Origin of the sequence: Aquabacterium sp. (genome assembly GCF_036279675.1) — a bacterium.
Taxonomy (GTDB): domain Bacteria; phylum Pseudomonadota; class Gammaproteobacteria; order Burkholderiales; family Burkholderiaceae_C; genus Aquabacterium.
This window is the reverse complement of sequence record NZ_DASUIS010000120.1, coordinates 1-18,827: the sequence shown is the minus strand read 5'-3', so window position 1 is coordinate 18,827 and position 18,827 is coordinate 1. Positions and strand designations below refer to the sequence as shown.

The 18,827-nt window shown below is 64.3% G+C and carries 15 protein-coding genes; 8 read left to right on the top strand and 7 right to left on the bottom strand.

All coding sequences use genetic code 11. The features are described from left to right. Positions 1–2,846, bottom strand: a 2,846-nt coding sequence (locus tag VFW93_RS14040) for a type VI secretion system Vgr family protein (RefSeq protein WP_329694611.1), incomplete at its 3' end; no start/stop codon positions are given. Positions 2,847–3,102: 256 nt separating this feature from the next. Between VFW93_RS14040 and VFW93_RS14035 the strand changes: the two genes are divergently transcribed. The 4 genes from VFW93_RS14035 (at position 3,103) to VFW93_RS14020 (ending at position 7,304) form a co-directional block, all read left to right on the top strand. After that, on the top strand, positions 3,103–3,417 hold the full coding sequence (locus VFW93_RS14035; protein WP_290675197.1) for a hypothetical protein: 315 nt from the start codon (positions 3,103–3,105) through the stop codon (positions 3,415–3,417). A 77-nt stretch (positions 3,418–3,494) separates the two neighbouring features. Further along, positions 3,495–4,403 (top strand): MBL fold metallo-hydrolase, encoded by a 909-nt coding sequence (locus VFW93_RS14030; protein WP_329694610.1) that lies wholly within the window; start codon positions 3,495–3,497, stop codon positions 4,401–4,403. A 176-nt stretch (positions 4,404–4,579) separates the two neighbouring features. Further along, a complete protein-coding gene (locus VFW93_RS14025) occupies positions 4,580–5,419 on the top strand; it encodes a phosphate/phosphite/phosphonate ABC transporter substrate-binding protein (RefSeq protein WP_329694609.1) in 840 nt (279 codons plus the stop codon). A gap of 19 nt (positions 5,420–5,438) precedes the next feature. After that, entirely contained in the window at positions 5,439–7,304 is a 1,866-nt protein-coding gene (locus VFW93_RS14020) for a sensor histidine kinase (protein WP_329694608.1), read from the top strand. Between the two features lie 22 nt (positions 7,305–7,326). On the opposite strand, the gene VFW93_RS14015 is transcribed toward VFW93_RS14020, so the two are convergent. From VFW93_RS14015 to VFW93_RS13990, 6 genes are read right to left on the bottom strand one after another with little or no spacing between them, the layout of a single operon-like run. Beyond that, positions 7,327–9,357 carry a neutral/alkaline ceramidase gene (locus VFW93_RS14015; protein WP_329694607.1) on the bottom strand — a complete coding sequence of 677 codons (2,031 nt, stop codon included), beginning with the start codon at positions 9,355–9,357 and terminating at the stop codon, positions 7,327–7,329. 38 nt (positions 9,358–9,395) lie between these two features. Further along, positions 9,396–10,325, bottom strand: coding sequence for a hypothetical protein (locus tag VFW93_RS14010; RefSeq protein ID WP_329694606.1), 930 nt, complete (start codon positions 10,323–10,325; stop codon positions 9,396–9,398). A 29-nt stretch (positions 10,326–10,354) separates the two neighbouring features. Further along, the gene (locus tag VFW93_RS14005) at positions 10,355–10,789 is read right to left on the bottom strand and encodes a DUF2147 domain-containing protein (protein ID WP_329694605.1); all 435 of its coding nucleotides are present in this window, start codon (positions 10,787–10,789) and stop codon (positions 10,355–10,357) included. Between the two features lie 55 nt (positions 10,790–10,844). After that, positions 10,845–12,125 (bottom strand): alanine racemase, encoded by a 1,281-nt coding sequence (locus VFW93_RS14000; RefSeq protein WP_329694604.1) that lies wholly within the window; start codon positions 12,123–12,125, stop codon positions 10,845–10,847. Between the two features lie 17 nt (positions 12,126–12,142). Then, positions 12,143–13,564, bottom strand: a complete 1,422-nt coding sequence (locus VFW93_RS13995) for a D-arabinono-1,4-lactone oxidase (protein WP_329694603.1) — start codon at positions 13,562–13,564, stop codon at positions 12,143–12,145. A gap of 5 nt (positions 13,565–13,569) precedes the next feature. Next, positions 13,570–13,950 carry a c-type cytochrome gene (locus tag VFW93_RS13990; protein WP_329694602.1) on the bottom strand — a complete coding sequence of 127 codons (381 nt, stop codon included), beginning with the start codon at positions 13,948–13,950 and terminating at the stop codon, positions 13,570–13,572. Between the two features lie 145 nt (positions 13,951–14,095). Here VFW93_RS13990 and VFW93_RS13985 point away from each other — a divergent pair, with 145 nt between their 5' ends. The 4 genes from VFW93_RS13985 to VFW93_RS13970 form a co-directional block, all read left to right on the top strand. Beyond that, complete coding sequence (locus tag VFW93_RS13985; protein ID WP_329694601.1) at positions 14,096–14,752, top strand: TetR/AcrR family transcriptional regulator; 657 nt, start codon at positions 14,096–14,098, stop codon at positions 14,750–14,752. A gap of 148 nt (positions 14,753–14,900) precedes the next feature. Continuing rightward, positions 14,901–15,764: a hypothetical protein gene (locus VFW93_RS13980; RefSeq protein WP_329694600.1), complete on the top strand. Its 864-nt coding sequence runs from the start codon at positions 14,901–14,903 to the stop codon at positions 15,762–15,764. Between the two features lie 88 nt (positions 15,765–15,852). Continuing rightward, entirely contained in the window at positions 15,853–16,416 is a 564-nt protein-coding gene (locus VFW93_RS13975; protein WP_329694599.1) for an ECF-type sigma factor, read from the top strand. A 23-nt stretch (positions 16,417–16,439) separates the two neighbouring features. Then, a partial coding sequence (locus VFW93_RS13970; RefSeq protein ID WP_329694598.1) for a serine/threonine-protein kinase occupies positions 16,440–18,827 on the top strand: 2,388 nt, incomplete at its 3' end.

The following is an 18,827-nucleotide window of genomic DNA, read 5'->3' as shown; positions in this document are numbered from 1 at the left end:
ACCACCCCACTCGCCGTCTTCAACTGCAGCTCCTGCTTGGCCGCGATCTGCGCCGGGCCAGCCTGAGCCTGCATGTCGATCGGCCCTTGTGCGGCGATCACGGTCAGGCCTTTGCCTGCGGCTTCCGAGCCCGGCTGAATGGCACCCGCCAACAAGCCAATGGCCTGCCCGGTGTGGATGCGCGCCTGGCCGCCCACGGCGAAGTGCGTGTCCTGCCCGCTGGCGATCTGGGTGGTGTCTTGTGCGCTCAGGTGCAGGTCCTGGCCTGCCGTCAGGCCAATGCCGGCTTTGCCCACCAGGGCGATGTTGGGGTCGGCCATGTGGGGCACCTTGCTCTGGCCGGTGCCGGTGGCTTTGTCAGCAGCGTCGGCTTGGGCGTTGGGTAGGCTGCTGGTGCTGACCATGCCGCTCAGGCTTCTGGTGAGCGCTGCAGCAGGCGCGGCCTTGTCATCAAGGGTGCTCTTGTTGCCACCCAGGCTGCCTGCTGCCGTGGCCAGGCCTACGGTCTGGTGGGTACCGGCAGCCTGGTGGAAGGTGCTGGCCAGTTGCTGTGCCTGTTTGGCCAGGGCCATGCCAGGGGCATTGTCACCAGCTGGGGTGTTGGTCTGGCCCAGGCCGTTGCCTAAACCAAAGGTGCTGAGCATCACGCCGCGTGCGGCACGCAGGCCGCCCCAGGCGTCGGTGCGCAGCTCGAAGCCCTGGCCCCGGAAAGATCCGCGGTGGTTGTCGGCCTGGTGCAGCAGGTGGCCCATTTGCAGCCAGGTCTGGCTCTGGGTGCTGTGCAACTGCGTGCGCAACTGGCCAGGGGTATCGTCGAACACGAGCTGGTTGTAGCCGCTGCCGCCGAATTCCTTGCTCTTGACGCCGCTGAGTGCCGCTGCGTTGTTCTGGCCCGAACTGCCTTCGGTGGCGGCGTTGGGTGCCGCACCGTGCCAGGCCGGGCTGTTGCCGCCCGAGCCTGCGCCCACCAGGTTCATCTGGCTGCTGGGGCGGTGGTCGGTGGATTCGGCCAGGGCGGCGGTGTCGGCCTCGGCGGCCTGGCCACCAGGTGTGCGGGGCACGCCAGATTCGCCGCGGCCGTTGTAGAGCGCCGCCATCACGAAGGGGCGGTCGATGTCGTTGCCCAGGAAGCCAACCAGTACTTCCTGCCCGATACGGGGGATGAACTGGTGGCCCATGCCAGGGCCGGCCAGGCGCTGCATGACGCGCAGCCAGCAGCTATGGTCAATGTTGGCACGCTGGGGCGCAAAGGCGTTGGCCTGCCAGTGGAACTTGACCTTCACGCGGCCGAGCTGGTCGGTGTAGAGCTCGTCGGCCCCGCTGGCGTTGACGCTGCCATCCGGGCCCACCACGATGGCGGTTTGCGGGCCCAGGGCGGTCGGCCTGGGGCGCGGGCGCAGGCCGGTGTCGTCCATCAGCACGGCACGCCAGGGCACGTTGCGGCGCAAGGCCTGGAACTGGCAGGCAAAGCCGCTTTGGCCGGCCTGGGCGTGCAGGGTGGCGTGGTCAACGGGGATGTGGTCGCGGCCACCGGTAGCGTCGCCCAGCGCCGGCAGATCGGCTTCGCCCAGCGTTTTGGCGATGCGGTCGCTCAGGTCCTTGGGCAGGTTGTTGATGCCGACCACATCGCAGCGGGTGACGAAGAACTGCTTGTCTTCATCGCCCAGGCCGAAGGCCGAAAGCGGATCCAGCGTCGATTGGGTGACCGCAAACCAGGTGCCGGCACGCAAGGTGCGCACGGTGCCACGGCCCAGCCAGGTCTTGTAGCGGGCCTCGTGGGCTTCTTGGAGGCGGGTGGCGGCAAATTGGGCTTCGGCCTGGTTGCCGAAGAGGAAGTCGCCGGTGGGGTCGTAGCTGGTGAGCCAGCTTTGCAGGCTGGTGGCTTCGCTGCCACCCCAGTCGTGGGCGGTGGGGGCATCGGCCGTGATGGCGGCGTTGGCTTTGTAATCCCAGCCTTGAACGATGGTGGCCGTGGGGCCGAGCTGGCGCATGCTGCCCAGGGCCTGGATGCTGTCTTGTGCTTCCTGGCTGCTGCTGCGGTGGAAGCGGATGCCGGCGCCACCCAGGCTGCTGGCGCTGATGGCGTCTTGCGGCTGCCGGGCGCTGTTGGTGAAGAAGACGAGGGTGTGGCCGCCCGGTGCAGCTTCGTCTTCCTCCACGCGCCAGCAGATGCCTTCTTCGGCCAGCAGGCGTTGCACGAAGGCCAGATCGCTTTCGCGGTATTGCACGCAACAGGCGCGGCGGCCTGCATTGCGGGCAAACAGGCCTTCAGCCACATCACGTTCGACGTCATCGTCCCATTTCCAGGCGGCGATGGTGTCGTGGTCGGCGAAGACGTCTTCCACGATCTCGATGACGGACTTGTCCTGCCAGACGCGGCTGTTGAGCGTGTGGCCCAGCAGCGCGATCCAGGGTTGCACCAGCAAGCCTTTGCGGGCAAAGCCGCCATCGGCTTCGAGCGAGCGGGCTTCGGTGACGTAGCCGCTGCGTCGGGCGCGGCTGCCGTCGGCCAGGGTGGTCTGCAGGGTGAGGGGGCGGGCGTAGAGCTGCTTGAGTTCGACGTGGCTGTTGAGCACCAGGGCGTTGATGTAGAGCGAAAACGGCTCGGACACCGCCTCGTGCAACGCAAAGCTTTCAACCATCAGGTCAGCCGGCAGGCTGCGCTCGCTGCTGGGGGCGCTCAGGGTGTAGAGGCGTGTCTCGCTGCCCCACTGGCCGAGGATGGCCGCCAGTGCGCCATCGAGCAAGCCGCCGAATGTGTCGTGCACGGCCGATTGGAGGCGTGAGCCCACGGCGGAGCGAGCGCCATCGAGCCCGCCTTGCAAAAAGGAAGATTCCAGCCCCATGTGTCGGGCTCCCTGCTGTGTTTCGTGTTTGTTCAGATCTGAGCGGCGATTTTCAGGTTGAACACCCCTGGCGACGTCCACCCCCTTGGGGTGTATGTGCAACCTGCTGTAACCAATCCCGGCCTTCCCGTAACCGTTCGTGAACTGGCGCACGCTCCGGGCTTTGTTTCGGGTTTTCAAGCGCTGGTGGGGGCTCAAGCTGTCCGGGTAGTGGCCGATGTCGATATAGCCATTGCATTCACCGGAGAGTCTGACCATGGGTCAAAAAACCACTGCCCAAGCCCTGCGCGAACAACTGATGGCCCCCCGTGCCATTGAGCGCGTTCACGCCATGCACGCCCTGGAGCTGGAGCTGGAAGAATCCCGCGCCAACCCGGTTGCCGACGAGCTGGAGGCCTTTACCGCGCGCGGCATCCCCTATTACGCGCCTGAAGATCCGGAATACTGCGAATGGGTGGCCAAGGCCGTGGATTACTGGGAGCGTTTGCATGCGCAACCTGAGGCCCATGTGCCCGTGCCCTGCATGACCGCTGCCAAGGTACGTGGCGGTCGCGCCAGGCACCATTCCTGACCTCACGAGGGCAAGGGCGTTCGCCCTGCCCTATGATCGCTCCGCGCACCGTTGTACCGGGTGCGGGGTGACACTGCATGACCTTGCCTGACAGCATCCGCGTTCTGGAGCGCGGGTGGCTCTCGTCCAACAACATCGTCTTTCTGGACGATGACGGGGCTTCCGTCGTGGACACAGGCTATGTCACCCACATCGACGACACCATCCGCCTGATCGACGAAGCGCGTGAAGGCAGGCCCCTGGTGCGCATCGTCAACACCCACATTCATTCGGATCATGCCGGCGGCAATGCGCAACTCAAAGTGCTGCATGGCTGCGAGGTCTGGATCCCGCCTGGCGAAGCCGAACTGGTGGACAGCTGGGACGAAGAACGTCTCAGCTACCGCCGCACCAGCCAGCAGTGCCCCCGTTTCAGCTACGACCGCCTGATCCACCCGCACGAGACCTTGCACCTGGGTGGCGAGGACTGGACCGTGCTGCCTGCCGCCGGGCACGACCACGCCATGGTCATGCTGTGGTCCGAGCGCCTGGGCATCCTGTTGTCGGCCGATGCGCTGTGGCAGAAGGGCTTTGGCGTGATCTTTCCCGAGCTGGCGGGCATCCCTGGCTTTGCGCAGCAAAAGGCCACGCTCGATCTGATCGGTACCTTGAAGCCGCGGCTGGTGATCCCGGGCCATGGTGCGCCGTTCACCGATGTGGCGGCCAGCCTGCAGGCGGCGCATTCACGCATCGACTGGTTCATGGCCGAGCCGCGCCGCAATTCGGACAACGCCCTCAAGGTGCTGCTGGCCTTCAAGCTGCTGGAAGCGCGGCGGCTGACCTTGGCCGACCTGACCGACATGGTGCGTGCGAGCATCGAAGGCAATGTCGCCATGCAGGCGCACTATCCGCATGACCCCGAAGCGATGGCGGCCTTCATGGCGCAGGAGCTGGTGCGGGCGGGGGCGGCGACCCGCGATGGCGATGCCGTGGTGGCGACGCGCTGAGGCTCCCCTGCCTTTGAAACCCTTGGCGTTTCAGTCAATCTGAAAGAACGCGCAATAGTGGGCATTCCCGCGAGCCGCGTGGGGTGACGCGCCCTCCTGCTGAACCTCGGATCTGCCGACAATCGATTCAAGGTGAAGTCCGAGGAGGACACATGTTGCACGTCAAGCTACGTCGAATGAGCCGCCGCCACGTTTGGGGCGTGCTGGCCATGTTCGCCGTCTGTGCTGCCATTGCGCCGCAAGCATGGGCGGACACCGCTGCAAGGCCCGTTTATTCAGTGGCAGTCGTCCCCCAGTTCCAGGCTGTGGAGATCAGCCGCGTGTGGGTGCCCATTCTGGAGCGTGTGGGCCAGGAAGCCGGTGTGACGCTCACGCTCAAAGTTGCGAAGGACATCCCCGCCTTTGAAGATGAGGTGATGACAGGCAAGCCCGACTTTGCCTACATGAATCCTTATCACCAGGTGATGGCCTACAAGGCGCAAGGCTATGTACCCCTGGTGCGTGACAGCAAGCTGCTGACGGGCCTGCTGGTGGTTCGTCAGGATGACCCGATCAAGTCCGTCAAGGAGCTGGAAGGCAAGACCCTGGCCTTTCCGGCGCCCAACGCCTTTGGTGCTTCACTGATGATCCGCGCGCAGCTGGCGGAGCTCGACAAGGTCAACATCACACCGATGTACGCCAAGACGCACACCAATGCGTACAGGCAGACCATTGTCGGCAAGACGGCCGCTTCTGGCGGCTTGCGGGCCACCCTGGACAAGGAGCCTCCGGAAGTGCGCGCCATGTTGCGTGTCCTGATGGAGACACCCGGTGCTGCCCCCCATCCTATGAGTGCGCATCCTCGTGTGCCGGTGAAGGTGCAGCAGGCGGTGAAGGCCGCGATGCTGAAGCTGGCCAGTGACCCCGAGATGAGTGCCGTGTTCAAGGACGTGCCCATGAGCAACCCCGTTGCGGCCGACCATGTGCGCGACTACCAGGTGCTGGAGAAGTACCGCCTGGAACGCTATCTGGAATAGCACCTGACGCGAGCCCATGATGGACACCTCACGCCTCACCGATGTGATCAAGCGCTGGCTGTGGCCCAGGCGCCTGCATCATCAACTGGTGCTGATGGTGTCCATGGCCCTGGTGCTGGCCTTGGGGCTGCTCGGTGGCTATACCGCTTCCGAGCAAGCCTCGATTGCATTGCGAGGGCATGAAGGGCAGGCGCAGTCCATGGCGCGCAATGTGGCGATTGCCAGCGGCAACCTCATCCTGACCGACAGCCTGGATCAGCTCGAAGAGCTCGTGCTGCGCTCGGCAGACTTCGATGAGATACGGCGCCTGCGCGTGTTCAATGCCTCGGGGCAGACGCTCAGCCACGTGGAGAGAGGGCGCGCCCAAGCACCTCGTCTTGTGTTCGACCCTCCTTCGCAAGTCGCGGCTGTACCGACCCGCGCCGATACGTCCATGGTGACCGACGAGGCGCGTGGCGAGATCTCGGTCTGGTATCCGATCCAGACGCACCAGGTCATCGGCTGGGTTCACCTGGACTACCGGGCTGACGCCCTGGCCGACTTGCGCAAACGCATCTGGCGCAATACCCTGGTGGTGGCCGTGATGGCCGTGACCTTGTGTGCCACTTTGTTGGCCTTGTTTCTGCGCAAGCCCCTGCAGTCGCTCAATGAAGCGCGGCGCTTTGCCACCGAACTGGTCAATGCGGAAGGCCGGCAGATGGACATCAGCCCCGGTCCGGTGGAAGTGGTCGAGTTGGGCGCGTCCTTGAACGAGGCATCCATGTTGCTGCGCCAGCAGATGATGCTGATCGAAGACGGTCTGCGGCAGCAGAAGGCGCATGAACGCCAGTTGGCCGAGCAGAACGACCAGTTGAGTGCCATCTTTGCACTCAGCGCGGATGGCCTTGTCACCTTTGGCAAGGAGGGGCAGGTGTTGTTTGCCAATCAGGCCTTCATGAACCTGACGGGGCTCAAGCCCAGCCAGGTGATCGGGCTGGAGGCGGCACAGCTGGACGCGCGCCTGACATCGCTGGCCCTGGATGGATCGACCTATGAGGGCCTGGACGCCTGCTTCAAGGAGCCCGGGCAAACCGCTGCGGCCAAGGAGCAGTTGTTGGTGGTGTCCTCACCGCAGCGTTTGGTGCTGTCGCTCAGCGGGCAGCGCAGTGAATCGGTCGCCGTCAGCCGGGTGCTGTATGTGTGCGATGTGACCAAGCAGCACACGCTGGATCAGATGAAGTCGGAGTTCCTGTCCATGGCGGCGCACGAGTTGCGCACACCCATGGTCAGCATCCTGGGCTTCACCGAGCTGATGCTGACACGTGATCTGAAAGAGTCGGCGCGCAAGGATATGCTCAACAGCGTGTACCGCCAGAGCCAGTCCATGGCGGCCATCCTCAACGAGTTGCTGGATCTGGCGCGCATCGAAGCCCGTCGTGGTCAGGACTTCAAGCTGGAGACGGTGGATCTGGCTGATGTCGTCAACGCCGTGATCGCCGATTTCAAGGCGCCGGCTGGGCGCGATGCGCCTTTGGTGGACGAGCCCCTGTTGCCCATGCCGGTGCATGTGGACGAGCACAAGATGCAGCAGGCGGTGCTCAACATCCTGTCCAATGCCTACAAGTATTCGCCGGATGGTGGGCCCGTGTATGTGCGCTATCTGGTGGCCGATGCCGAGCAGGGGCGCCACCGCTTTGCCGTCGAGATCGAAGACCAGGGGCTGGGCCTGTCAGCCGAGCACGTGGCCAGATTGGGCGAGCGCTTCTTCCGCGCCGACAAGTCGGGCAACATTCCTGGTACCGGCCTGGGGGTCAGCATTGTCAAGGAACTGATGGAGCTGATGGGCGGGCGCATGCAGGTGCGCAGTGAACTGGGCAAGGGCACGACCGTCACCTTGTGGTTGTGATCGTGCGCCTTGCTTGTTCACATCAGTTGGCCAGAACCTGGAAGACACCGGATGTGCCGGTGAACGCGGTGACCGTGCCGATCAGGTTCCTGGCATCGCCGTAGTGCACGATGCGGTAGCTGCCGGCCGGCGTATCTGCGGGAATGGTCCAGCTGATGTCTGCGGCCGACTCGGCGCCAAAGGTGCGCGTCCAGCGGTAGCGGGTGGACCAGTCGCCATCATCGGCCACGGCCACCCAGTTGCCATTCACCTGGCGTTGCACTTCCAGGAAGCTGCCATGGCGACGCAGGTTGTTCTTGGGATGACCAGTCTGGAAACGCACGCTCACGGTGTCGCCCACCTTGTAGCTGCCCGATGCATCCTTGAGCACACTGCCGAAGCGCTTGCCGAAGGCGGGCAGGTCCATCACCACGCCGGTCTGGAAGTTGAGCTGGCTGTTGCTCAGGTCACGGGGTTGCAGCTTGTTGATGGTGGGTGCACCGCTGACCATGTCTTGCGCCAGTTTGTCGAGCTCCTGTTGATACGCGGGTTGGGTGTAGGGGCCAAACAGGGTGCTGCCACCTTCGTAGTCCTGAAGGCTGTATTCCTCAGGCGTGGTGATGTACTCGGTGTAGGCGTTGGTGTAGCCCAATACCAGCACCTGCTTGATGTCCACGCCCAGCGTACGGGCCAGCTGACGGCGGATGCGGTAGCCGGACATGATGGTGGGTTCACCCGGCAGTGTGGCCAGGTAGAGTTGCCCCACGCGCAGGAGTTGCAAGGGCAGGACCTCCGGTGCCCATGGATAGGGCTTCATGTCGCCCACGGGAATCACCACTTCCTTGACCCCATGGCATTGGCGCAGCGTTTCAGAAGGCCAGAACACGAGGCCGCCTACCGCTGCGAGGAAGGGGTTGGATTGCCCCTCCTTCGCAATGCCGGGGCCGGGCCCATCTTCTTCACTGCCTGCGGCAAAGCTGGTGCCCAGCGCGGCGGGGCAGGTGGTGTGCGCCTTGCCATCAGGCGTGTACGCGCCGGACACGGTGACCTGACTCATGTCCACATAGCGCATGCGGTAGTCCACCGCACCTTGCAACAAGGTGGTGGATTGCGCCGACAGGCTCAACGCCTTGTCCGCCTGACGCTGGCCGATGATGCGGGTGTTTTCGAACTCGTCTTCCGTGGGGCCGCTGCCTGGCTTGAGGTTCAGGTTGGGTGACATGTCACCCGGGTTGGTCTGGCCGAAGGCGGCCACGAAGGGCGCCTTGTCACTGCGGTAGCGCACGCCGGCCTGATCGTGCTCCCAGTGGTAGGCGGCATAGCCCTTGTTGTCACCGCTGATGAGCTTGTTCTGGTTCGTCATGCTCGTGCCATGCGTGGGGAACAGGCTGAGCGCGCCCACGGCCTTGCCACCCTGGCGGAAGGTCAGCACGCTCATGAGCGGGTCGATCTCCAGCGGGAAGGCGGCGCGGTCTGCGGCGGCATTGAGGCGGAAGGCTGGTGCGGATCGGTTGCGGCTGGCATTGGTCAACTCGCCCTGGTTGAGCAGGATGTCGCCAGGGGCCTTGCGCTGGTGGGCCTGGTCAATGGCCTCCACGATGCCGTCCACGATGGCGTTGAAGGTCTTTTGCTGGAAGCCCAGGATGGTGATGTTGTAGAGCGCGTAGTGCGAATAGCCACCCGGGCCGGCATGCGTGTGGGTGGCGCTGATCAGCACGTTCTGTGCGTTGTACAGCGTGCCGTACTTCGCGGCCAGCCGCTTGAGCACGGCCTGGTGGATGGCCTGTGTGACCAGGCCTGTGTCCGTGATGACGATGACGGCAGACTTCTGCGTGGCCGCATCCTGCACGATGAAGGCGCGGGCACGCAGGCGCTGGTGGATGCCCGCTGTCTTTTGCGTCAGCTCGGCATAGCCCATCATGCCGACCTCGGCCGCTTCCCCGGTGATGTCGCTCATGCCCACGCCCAGTTGATAGGGCTGAGCGGTGGCTGCCTGGGCCCCCTGGTGGGGCATGAGCGCCCATGCGGTGGCGGCCGTGGCGGCCAGCATGGAGAGTCGGCGTGGTGTGTGCATGTCGGGCTCCTGGTGGTGGGCTGTGACCGTCGCGTCGATCAGAAGCGTTTGGCGATGCTGGCCATCAGCGCAGGCTTGTCGATGCGCTTGACCGATGTGCCGTCGGTGGTGGCCGTGTTGCCGTAGTAGCTGTTGCGCATCGAGCCACCCACGATGTCCGCCTCGAAGTCGAAGCCCCAGCGAGTGTGGATCAGGCCGAGTTTGTAGTCCACCGTGTTGAGGAAGGAGAAGTTGCGCACCGCCGTGTAGCCCACGTGTGTGAACAGCTTCGTGTTGCTGTTGAGCGGGATCTTCGCTTCGACTTGCAGCAACTGTGAGCCCCGGCTGTTGTGGTAGCCGCGCTCATAGCAGGACATGGCTTCGGACAGGTCGGCGCCGCCGTTTTGAATCATGCCGATTTGCGCCGCTGTGCCGCACACGACCGAGGTGTTGTTGCCGCGAAAGTCCTTGCTCAAGACCAGCAGATAGCGGGCTTCCACGATGCCGTAGCCGAATTCGAACAAGCCAAAGGTGGTGTCGAAATTGGTCTTGATCAGTTCGGCCGGGTCGCCGTTGGCGTAGGCCAGTTCGTTGTCATGCACTTCAACGGAAGAGCCGGGAAACATCTCATGTGCGGCACCCGCGCCGAAGTGCCAACCATCGGGCTTGCCCCAGCGATAGCCCACAGCGGCCAGTGCGGTGGTCTTGTTGCCGTCAGGGAAGCTTTCCTTGGCCACGGTGCCCAGCTGCAGGTAACCCAGGAAGCCGGATTCATGCGCCGCGGTGACCGTGAACTCGGCACCGGGGCGGCGGTAGGTGTCGGACAATCCGTTGGTGCGGCGGTCCGTCAGCACCTTGGCTTCCATGTCGAGGGCGTAGCTCTGGATTTCTGGCTCGCCGGGCGCCGCGGCGCGGGCGGGCAACGAGGCCGTGAGCGTGAGCGCAGCGAGGCTGCAGGACAGGGCAATGTGAGAGGCTTGGAACTTCATGGTTTGTCTCCGTTTTGAACTGATCGATCTCAATGTGATTTGCAGGCCGCACCGGGCAGCGTGGCCACGCGGCTCATCTCTTCGGTTTCGCCCAGGATCTCGGCGCCGATGAAGGCGCGCAGCGAGAGGGTGTCCTTGTTGACGCGCACGGCGGCCTTGTAGTTCTTCTTGCTGCGCGGGTCATGCACCCAGCCGTCGCGCCACGCCTCGTCGTCGTACTTCTTGAGCTTGGCGATCAGCAGGCCGCAGGTGTCCAGCGGCGTGCCGGCGTCCTTGTCCCAGACCACAGTGGCGCACAGGGCACCTGCGGTGTCGGCGCAGTCCTTGAACTCGATCACGGCGCCTTTGTCGCCGCTGAGCCAGAGGCCTTTGGCGTCGTTGGGGCTGGCAGCATGGGCCGCCGGGCTCGACAGCCAGCAAGTGACGGCCGTGACAAGGCCGACGATGGGCAAACGCTTCATCATCAATACACTCCACAACGGTGTGGCGCGGGCGGAGCCGCGCCTTGGACTGCGGCGATCAGGCCTGTGCCGGGAACACGGGCCACATGTCGGTGATGCGACCGTTCTCGTACACGGCGATGTCGCCAAACTGCTGCAAGACGGCCTCGCTCTGGGTGGGCCTCAGGAACACGAAATCGTCAGGTCGCAGGGCCTGTTTGCCCGAACCCAGCAGGATCTGCTGGTTGGACGAGGGGCCGATCAAGCCACTGGGGCTCAGGCCTGCGGGGGATTCGGGGCGGGCCAGCCAGTGGCCGCCATAGATGAAATGCGCATGGCGCTGGTTGGGGTCCCACCAGCCAGCGGCGGCGCTGAGTTCTTCCACGCCATCGGGGGCCACGAAGGGGCCGGTCTTGAGCAGCGGGGTGGCGATGAAGGCAGCGGGTGCCAGAGCGGTCAGCAAGGGCGTGTCGAAATCCGTGGGCTTGACCATGGCCGAGCCCACGGCCACTTCGTTGGCGGCGCCGCTGCCATCGTGCAGTTTGAAGCTCGGCGAGCCGCCGGTGTTGAGCGTGAGCATCTCGCGTTCTTTTTGCAGCGGGCTGGCGCGCATGAAGTCGGCAAAGTGCTGGTAGGTCTGCTTCGAGTGCAGGCGGGCCTTGTCGCGCAGGCCGGCTACTTCGGGGATCTTTTCGGTGTGGGCGTCATAGCCCATCAGGCCGGACCACTGCAGCAGCGGTTCTTCCTGGATCAGTTGCACCATCTGCTTCATCACGTCCAGATCGGGTACGCCGCCTCGATGCAGGCCCACGTCGATCTCGATGTTGATGCGCAGAGCCTGCTTGAGGCCACGCGCCAGATCACGGTATTGCTTCAGGCGCTCGGGCGTGTCGACCAACCATTGCAGTTGTCGGCTGGCATCGAAGCCTGACGTAGGTGCGGCGGCATAGAAGCGCGCGGCCGCCGCTGCAGGCAAAGGCTTGCCCAGCAAGACCTGGCTGTGCGGGCGTTGTTGCGTGAGCAGTTGCAGGTAGGGTAGGCTGAATACCATCTGACGCTGGGTGCCCGTCAGTTTGGCGAGTTCATCGAGCAGGGACAGGCAAGGCAGCGACTTGTTGACCAGGCGCAGTTGCAGCCTGTCTTGCACATGTTTCTGAACATGGCGGGCATTGGCATGCAGGCGTTCACGGTCGATGACCATGGTGGGGGTGGCGATGCCGGCAGCCTTCAGCGCCTGATTGAGGTCCGCAAAATAGGGCTCGTAAGGTGCGCCCTTGTCCGCAGGGCGCAGCGTGATGGCACCGGCTACTGCCGCGATGCCGGTGGCACCGATGAAGCCGCGTCTGCTGAGAATGGGCATGTTGGATGACCTCGCTCTCAAGCCTTGACGAACAGCTTGCGCAGGTGTGCGTTGAGCATGCGGCCTTGCGGGTCAAACTGTTTGCGCACGGTCTGGAAGTCGTTCCAGCGCGGGTACATGGCGGACAGCTCGGCATAGCCCATCTCGTGCAACTTGCCCCAGTGCGGGCGGCCCTGGTGGGCGCGGTAGATGGGGGCGCAGTCCTTGATCAGGTAGTCATAAGGCTCATCGGCAGCCGCATGCACGGCGATCGAGCAGCTGTCACGGCCATGGAAGGGGCTCAGCCAGGCGTCGTCGCCCTTGATGAAGCGGAACTCGATGGGGAAGAAGGCCTCGTTGTGCTTCTCGATGGCGCCAATGATCTGGCGCAGGCAGGCAATGCCCTGTTCGCGCGGCACATGCCATTCGGATTCATTGAACTTCATTGGCCGCACGGACGACAGCAGGCGGTAGGCGCGGTGGCGGGCCTCGTCGGTCATATTGGGATCGATGAACTTCTGCGCAGCCCACTGGCGCAGTTGCGGGAAGCGGCCCAGCCAGTCGCGCAGGGTGCGCAGGTCGGCCATGACGGCGTCATCGCTGGGCTTGGGCAGCATCAGCTCGGTGCCTGTGTAGATGTCGTGCGAGATGGCGGCGCCATAGCCCGTGAAGGGCAGGTAGTACATCTCGAAGCAGCGGTGCTGTTGCGCCAGTTGAGGCGCCTGTTTGAGCAGGTCTTCAATGGGGCGCAGCCAGACCTTGCGATGCAGGTTGTAGGCTGGCAGCACGCGCATGGTGACTTGCGAGATCACGCCCAGGCTGCCCAGCGAGACGCGTGCGGCTGCCAGCAGATCGCGGTCTTTGTCTTCGCGCAATTCCACCACCTTGCCGCCGGGCGTGACGATGCGCATGCCCACGATGTCGGCGTGCAGGGCGGGCAGATCGATGCCCGTGCCGTGCGTGCCGGTGGAGATGGCGCCGGCAATGGTCTGCACATCCACGTCAGGCAGGTTGCGCAAGGCCAGACCCTGAGCATCCAGGGCACGAGACAGCACGCCCAGACGCGTGCCGGCGTGGATGGTGGCCGTCATGGCGGTGCGGTCTACCGACACGATGCCCGAGAGGCGATCCAGCGACACGATGTTGCCGGGCGTGGGCACCAGTGCCGTGAAGGAGTGGCCAGAGCCAAAGGCGCGTACTTCGCCTTGTGCGGAGGCCATCAAGGCCTGCAACTCGGCCTCGCTGCCCGGTGTGGGCAAGGCGGCGGGGCGAGCCTGCTGCGCGCCAGACCAGTTGTGCCATTGCAGCGCACCGGCCGGGCCACCCTTGCCCGCAGCCGATTCGGCGTGGGCGGATTCCAGCAGGCCGGAGCCCAGCAGCAGGCTGCCCAGGGTGGCTGCGGCGCCCGTGGCGATGAACTGGCGGCGGGGCAGGACGGTTTCAAAAGTGGGTTGGCTCATGGGGCTCAAGGTGCTGGGGTAGCGGGCTGGCTCATGAAGGCGATCAGGCCGCGCAGGTCGTCGTCGGTGCAGTCGCTGCACAGGCCTTTGGCGGGCATGCCGTTGAAACCGTCTCGGGCGTGCTGGAACAACACATCGGCGCCTTTGGCCGCACGTGGCGCCCAGGCGGGCTCGAAACCTGTCAGCGGGGCTGCGCTGCGCACGCCATGGCAGGCCTGGCAGGCGCGCTCGTACTTGGCGGCCAGCTGGGCATCCGCCGGACGCAGGGCCTCGGCTCGGGTGACCTCCTGGTCATTCGGCTCGCGGGGCGGCGAGGCATGACAGGCCGCCAGCAGCAGCACCGGGATCCAGGCCAGCGAGAACAAGGCGTGTTTGATCGACGTCATGAAAAAGAAACGGCGCATGAAAAAAATACAGTGTTATCAGAATATGCTGTGCCCAATCAGAGAGTTATCCAGACAAACCCTGTCCACGCCGAGCCATAAAACGCGAGGTAATACAGGGACAGGATCAGACCAGGAGAGCCGGTTCGTGGCCACCACATCCGCCAAAGAGACACGCAAGCTGCGCGAAGCAGAGCAACGCCGCAAGGCCATCATCAAGATCGTGCGCAAGCTGATCAGGAAGGGTGGCCTGGGCGACGTATCGCTGCGCAAGGTGGCCGAGCTGGCCGGTTACTCCACCACCGTCGTGTACTCGCTGTTCGAAGACAAGGCCATGCTGATCACGCAGGCCATGGACGAAGACCTGCTGGAACTCACCAAGGTGATGAGCAGCGCGGCCAACGAGCATCAGGCGCCCGCGGACCGCATCCGTGGCATGGCCCGCGCCTACATCCACTTTGGCATCACGCATCCGGCCGAATACGCCTTTGTGTTCATGCAGCAGCGCCCGCATGCGCCCAACGAATCGGCGCGTGTGCAACACGGCGATCCCTCTGAAGACCCCTACGCTTTTGGCCGCAGCCTGTGGGCCGATCTGGCTCAAACAGGGGTGGTCAGTCAGGCGGATGTCGACATCGACCTGATGACCCAGATCTTCTGGGAAGGCATCCATGGGCTGACCGCACGCCACCTGGTCATGGGCCCGGATGACACCTGGTTCCCTCAAGTGCCGAGCGACCGACACATCGAGTTGATGATCGAGGTGCTGCTGGGCGGGCTGTTGCAGCAGTTCAAGACCAGCTGACACCCACCCGACACCCCCTGAAGGGTGGCTGGCGTCCGGGCATGTCGGCATGGCGGGCAAGGCTGCGTATTCCTTGGTGAGGGCAACGGATGTGAACAACCTGGTTTGATTCAAGGGCCGTTGCTCCAACTACCACTGGAGTATCAACATGCCCATCTCGTACACCATGCAAGCGCTGCAATTCGGCAGCAACAACCTCAAGGTACCCGGCCACGAAGTCGACATCATTGCCGAGAACCAGCCCGCGCCGATTGCGGCCAAACTCGCCGACCCCAACAGCGGCGTGTGGGATCTGGTCTTCAGCTTTGAAGCCGGCAACTTCTTCCTGGCCAATGCGGCCGTGCCCGGCATCGACAAGGCCACCATCCAATCCTGGTACAGCAAGGAAGGCGTCTCGCCTCCGGGCCCGCATGGCCTGGGATTCATCCCCTTCGTGATCGACCCGAACGGCCCTGACACCGGCTTTGCGCAAGCCACCCACTTTGTGGACTTCTCTCAGCCCACGCCGAACGACAGCTGGATCAACACCGACACCATCGCCACGCCCAATGTGGTCGCCACCGTGCACCAGGAGCTGCCCGAGTACGCCAAGCTCAGCATCTCCACCAGCGCCACCAGCCATTCCATCATCATCACGACGACCAGCACCCACGCGGTGTTTGACAAGATCTTCGTGTACAGCGGTGGCTTCAGCCCGGTGGGCAACACGCTCACTGTGCCCAAGGCCAAGAGCGCTCAGGCACTGGCCATCTACAAGAAGGTCACCACCAGCAGCAGCAAGGAGATCGGCACCATCCAGTTCCCGAAGATTCCCAAGGTCGAATGGCCTCAACTGGTGGCGCAGATCGTCAACGAAATCGTGGCCAACCAACATGGCGAGTTGTATGAACATCTGAGCCCGCGCGTGCTGGCGGGTCTGGATGCCGCCACACGCAAGGCAGCCGTGACCGCCGTGACCCAGCACATCGAGCAACTGACCAAAATCAAGACCAGCATCGCCGGCCTGGGCTGATTTCGCCACAGCCCCAGGGCAATAAGCTCCCTACAATGCCACTGCGCCACCCGGTGCGGTGGCTGTTGGCGTTTGTGGAGTCAGTTTCATGGGCAAGGTAGGAGAAGTCACACTGTTGCTGGCGGCTGCGCAGGACGGCCAGGCCGATGCGCTCAACCGTCTGTTCGATCTGCTCTACCCCGAGCTGCGCCGCATCGCCTCGGCCCGCATGCGCAAGACCGACGAGCGCGTGATGCTCGACACCACCTCCCTGGTGCACGAGTGCTACCTGCGCCTGCTCAAGCTGGAGGAGCTCTCGCTCAACGACCGTTCGCATTTCCTCTCGTATGCGGCCAAGGTGATGCGCTCGGTGGTGGTGGACCTCGCGCGCGAACAACAGGCGCAGCGCCGTGGCGGCGACATGGCCTTCGTGACCCTGGACACCGCCGTGGCCTCGGGCCTGCCCAGCGGCGAAGACGAGGTGCTGCACATCCATGAGGCGCTGGAGGCCCTGGGTGCCATCGACCCCCGCCTGGTCAAGGTGGTGGAGATGCGCTACTTCATCGGCCTGGACAACGCCGAGATCGCCGAAGTGCTGGCTGTCAGCACCCGCACCGTCGAGCGTGATTGGGAGCGCGCCCGCAGCTTCCTGTTCGCCGCCCTCAAGGCCTGAACGACCGGTTCGAGGCCCGCGCCATGAAGATCCCCATGGCCTTGTGGCCCCGCCTCATGCCATTGCTGGACGAGGCCCTGGCGCAGCCAGCCGATCAGCGCGAGGCCTGGCTGCAGCGCCAGAACCTGGACGACGAGACCGCTGCTGCCTTGCACCAGTTGCTGGCCGACCGGCAGGAGCTCGATGGCGGCGCATTCATGGCGGCCTTGCCCAAGCTGGAGCCGGTGCCTGCTGCTTCAGCGTCAGATGTTGATCGGAGTGACGGAGGCCAAAGCGCCCAGAGCAACCAGTCTGGCCTGTTCGCGGGCGACATGCTCGGGCCCTATCGCCTGATCCGCCCGCTGGGCCAGGGCGGCATGAGCGTGGTCTGGCTGGCCGAACGCGATGATGGCCAGATCCGCCGCCAGGTGGCCTTGAAGATGCCGCATGCCGGCCCGGGCCAGGCCCTGCTGGCCGAGCGCCTGCGCCGTGAGCGCGATATCCTGGCCAGCCTGGAACACCGCCACATCGCCCGCCTGTACGACGTGGGCACCGCCCCGCAAGGCCTGCCTTTCATGGTGCTGGAGTACATCGAAGGCCAGCCCCTGCCCGCCTATTGCGATGCGCACCAGCTCAACATCCATGAGCGCCTGAACCTGTTCCTGCAGGTGCTCGGTGCGGTGCAGTATGCGCACACCAAACTCGTGTTGCACCGCGATCTCAAGCCCAGCAACATCCTGGTCAACGAGCAAGGTGAGGTCAAGCTGCTGGACTTCGGCATCGCCAAGCTGATCCGCGACAGCGAAACCGGCGCGGTGGCCGCCTCCACCGAACTGACCCAGCACAACGGCCATGTGCTCACCCCCGATTACGCCGCGCCCGAACAGATCGCTGGCAAACCGCTGACCACCGCCAGCGATGTGTACGCCCTGGGCGTGATCCTGTTCGAGCTGCTCACCGGCCAGCGCCCTTACCGCCTGCCACGGGGCACACGGGGTGCGCTGGAAGAAGCCATCCTCGCCACCGACCCGCGCCGTCCCAGCCAGGTCTGGCTGGATGCCGACGTGCAGACGCACCACCCGACGGCCGTCACGCTCAGCGACCTCGCCACGCACTTCCACACCAGCCCACGGCGCCTGCATCAGCTGCTCAAGGGTGACCTCGATGTGATCGTGCTCACCGCCTTGCAGAAGCAGACGGTACGCCGCTACGCCACGGCCGAAGCCTTTGCGCAGGACATCCAGCACCATCTGGCGAAAGAGCCGATTGCCGCCCAGCCTGACAGCCGCTGGTACCGCACGCGCAAATACGTGCAGCGCCATGCCTGGGCCTTGAGCGCCGTGGGTGCCGTGATGGCCGCACTCAGCGTGGGCCTGGGCGTGGCCCTGTGGCAGGCCCGGGAGGCCCGGCAGGAGGCGGCCAAGGCCAATGCCATCAAGGACTTCCTGGTGGGCCTGTTCGAGAACGGCGACGTGGAGCAGCCCGACGCCTTGCGCAAACGCCAGCAGACGGTGGAGCAGTTGCTGGTCAACAGCGCCCACGCACTGGGCACGCAGCTCAAGGACCAGCCACAGGTGCGGGTGGAACTGCAGGGCGTGGTGGGTGGGTTGTTGCACAACCTGGCGATCACGGATGAGGCGATTGCCTTGCGCAAGCAGCGGGTGACGCAGCTGGAGGCTCTGGGGGCACCCGTGGCGGAGCAGGCGCAGGCGCTGAGGGAGCTGGCGGACAGTCAGGATGCGCGAGGGGAGATCGCCGATGCCAAGGTGAGCCTGGAGAAGGGACTGACGTTGTGCAGGGCGGCGTCGATGAAGCCCGCGGATGTTTGTTATGGGCTTCAGGTCGCAAGAGGTCAGATGGCTGCGATTGCGAGGGATTTGCCCACGGCGGAGCGACTGATATCGCCCGCGTATGCCTTTCTAAAAGCACAACATGTTGACAGTCCGCAGTGGGCCGAAGCATTGGTCGCACAAGGTGACCTGTTGAGTCTCAAGAATGACAACTTGAATTCGTTTGAACGCTATGAGGAGGCGATGGCCGTTCGTGCGCGGTTGTGGGGACCTCATTCAGTCAGGCTGGCCAAAGACCGCTATGAACTGGCTGTAAGTCTGGCGCAGGTCGGGCGGTTTGCACAAGCGGTCCAGGAAATGAATCTCGCCTACAAGGCGATGGTGGCGGCCTTGGGTGACAAGCACTTCAACAGCGCGATCATCGAACTGCAACTGGGTTTATTGCAGGCCTCCATCGGGGTTGAGCCAGGAGGTGAAGCTCATGCACGACACGCGGCAGGGGTGATCCTCTCTCAACAGGAAGAGGTGGACGCGCGCATGGTCTTTCAAGCACACAGCGTTCTGGCTGAGGTGGCGCTGTACGACGGGCGATTTGAAGAGGCAGGGCCTCATTTGGAAGAAGCATTGAGGCTTCAGCGTGAA

Coding starts and splice junctions, on each gene's coding strand:
- VFW93_RS14035 (WP_290675197.1), top strand. CDS start 3,103: ATGGGTCAAAAAACCACTGCCCAAGCCCTGCGCGAACAACTGATGGCC.
- VFW93_RS14030 (WP_329694610.1), top strand. CDS start 3,495: ATGACCTTGCCTGACAGCATCCGCGTTCTGGAGCGCGGGTGGCTCTCG.
- VFW93_RS14025 (WP_329694609.1), top strand. CDS start 4,580: ATGAGCCGCCGCCACGTTTGGGGCGTGCTGGCCATGTTCGCCGTCTGT.
- VFW93_RS14020 (WP_329694608.1), top strand. CDS start 5,439: ATGGACACCTCACGCCTCACCGATGTGATCAAGCGCTGGCTGTGGCCC.
- VFW93_RS14015 (WP_329694607.1), bottom strand. CDS start 9,357: ATGCACACACCACGCCGACTCTCCATGCTGGCCGCCACGGCCGCCACC.
- VFW93_RS14010 (WP_329694606.1), bottom strand. CDS start 10,325: ATGAAGTTCCAAGCCTCTCACATTGCCCTGTCCTGCAGCCTCGCTGCG.
- VFW93_RS14005 (WP_329694605.1), bottom strand. CDS start 10,789: ATGATGAAGCGTTTGCCCATCGTCGGCCTTGTCACGGCCGTCACTTGC.
- VFW93_RS14000 (WP_329694604.1), bottom strand. CDS start 12,125: ATGCCCATTCTCAGCAGACGCGGCTTCATCGGTGCCACCGGCATCGCG.
- VFW93_RS13995 (WP_329694603.1), bottom strand. CDS start 13,564: ATGAGCCAACCCACTTTTGAAACCGTCCTGCCCCGCCGCCAGTTCATC.
- VFW93_RS13990 (WP_329694602.1), bottom strand. CDS start 13,950: ATGACGTCGATCAAACACGCCTTGTTCTCGCTGGCCTGGATCCCGGTG.
- VFW93_RS13980 (WP_329694600.1), top strand. CDS start 14,901: ATGCCCATCTCGTACACCATGCAAGCGCTGCAATTCGGCAGCAACAAC.
- VFW93_RS13975 (WP_329694599.1), top strand. CDS start 15,853: ATGGGCAAGGTAGGAGAAGTCACACTGTTGCTGGCGGCTGCGCAGGAC.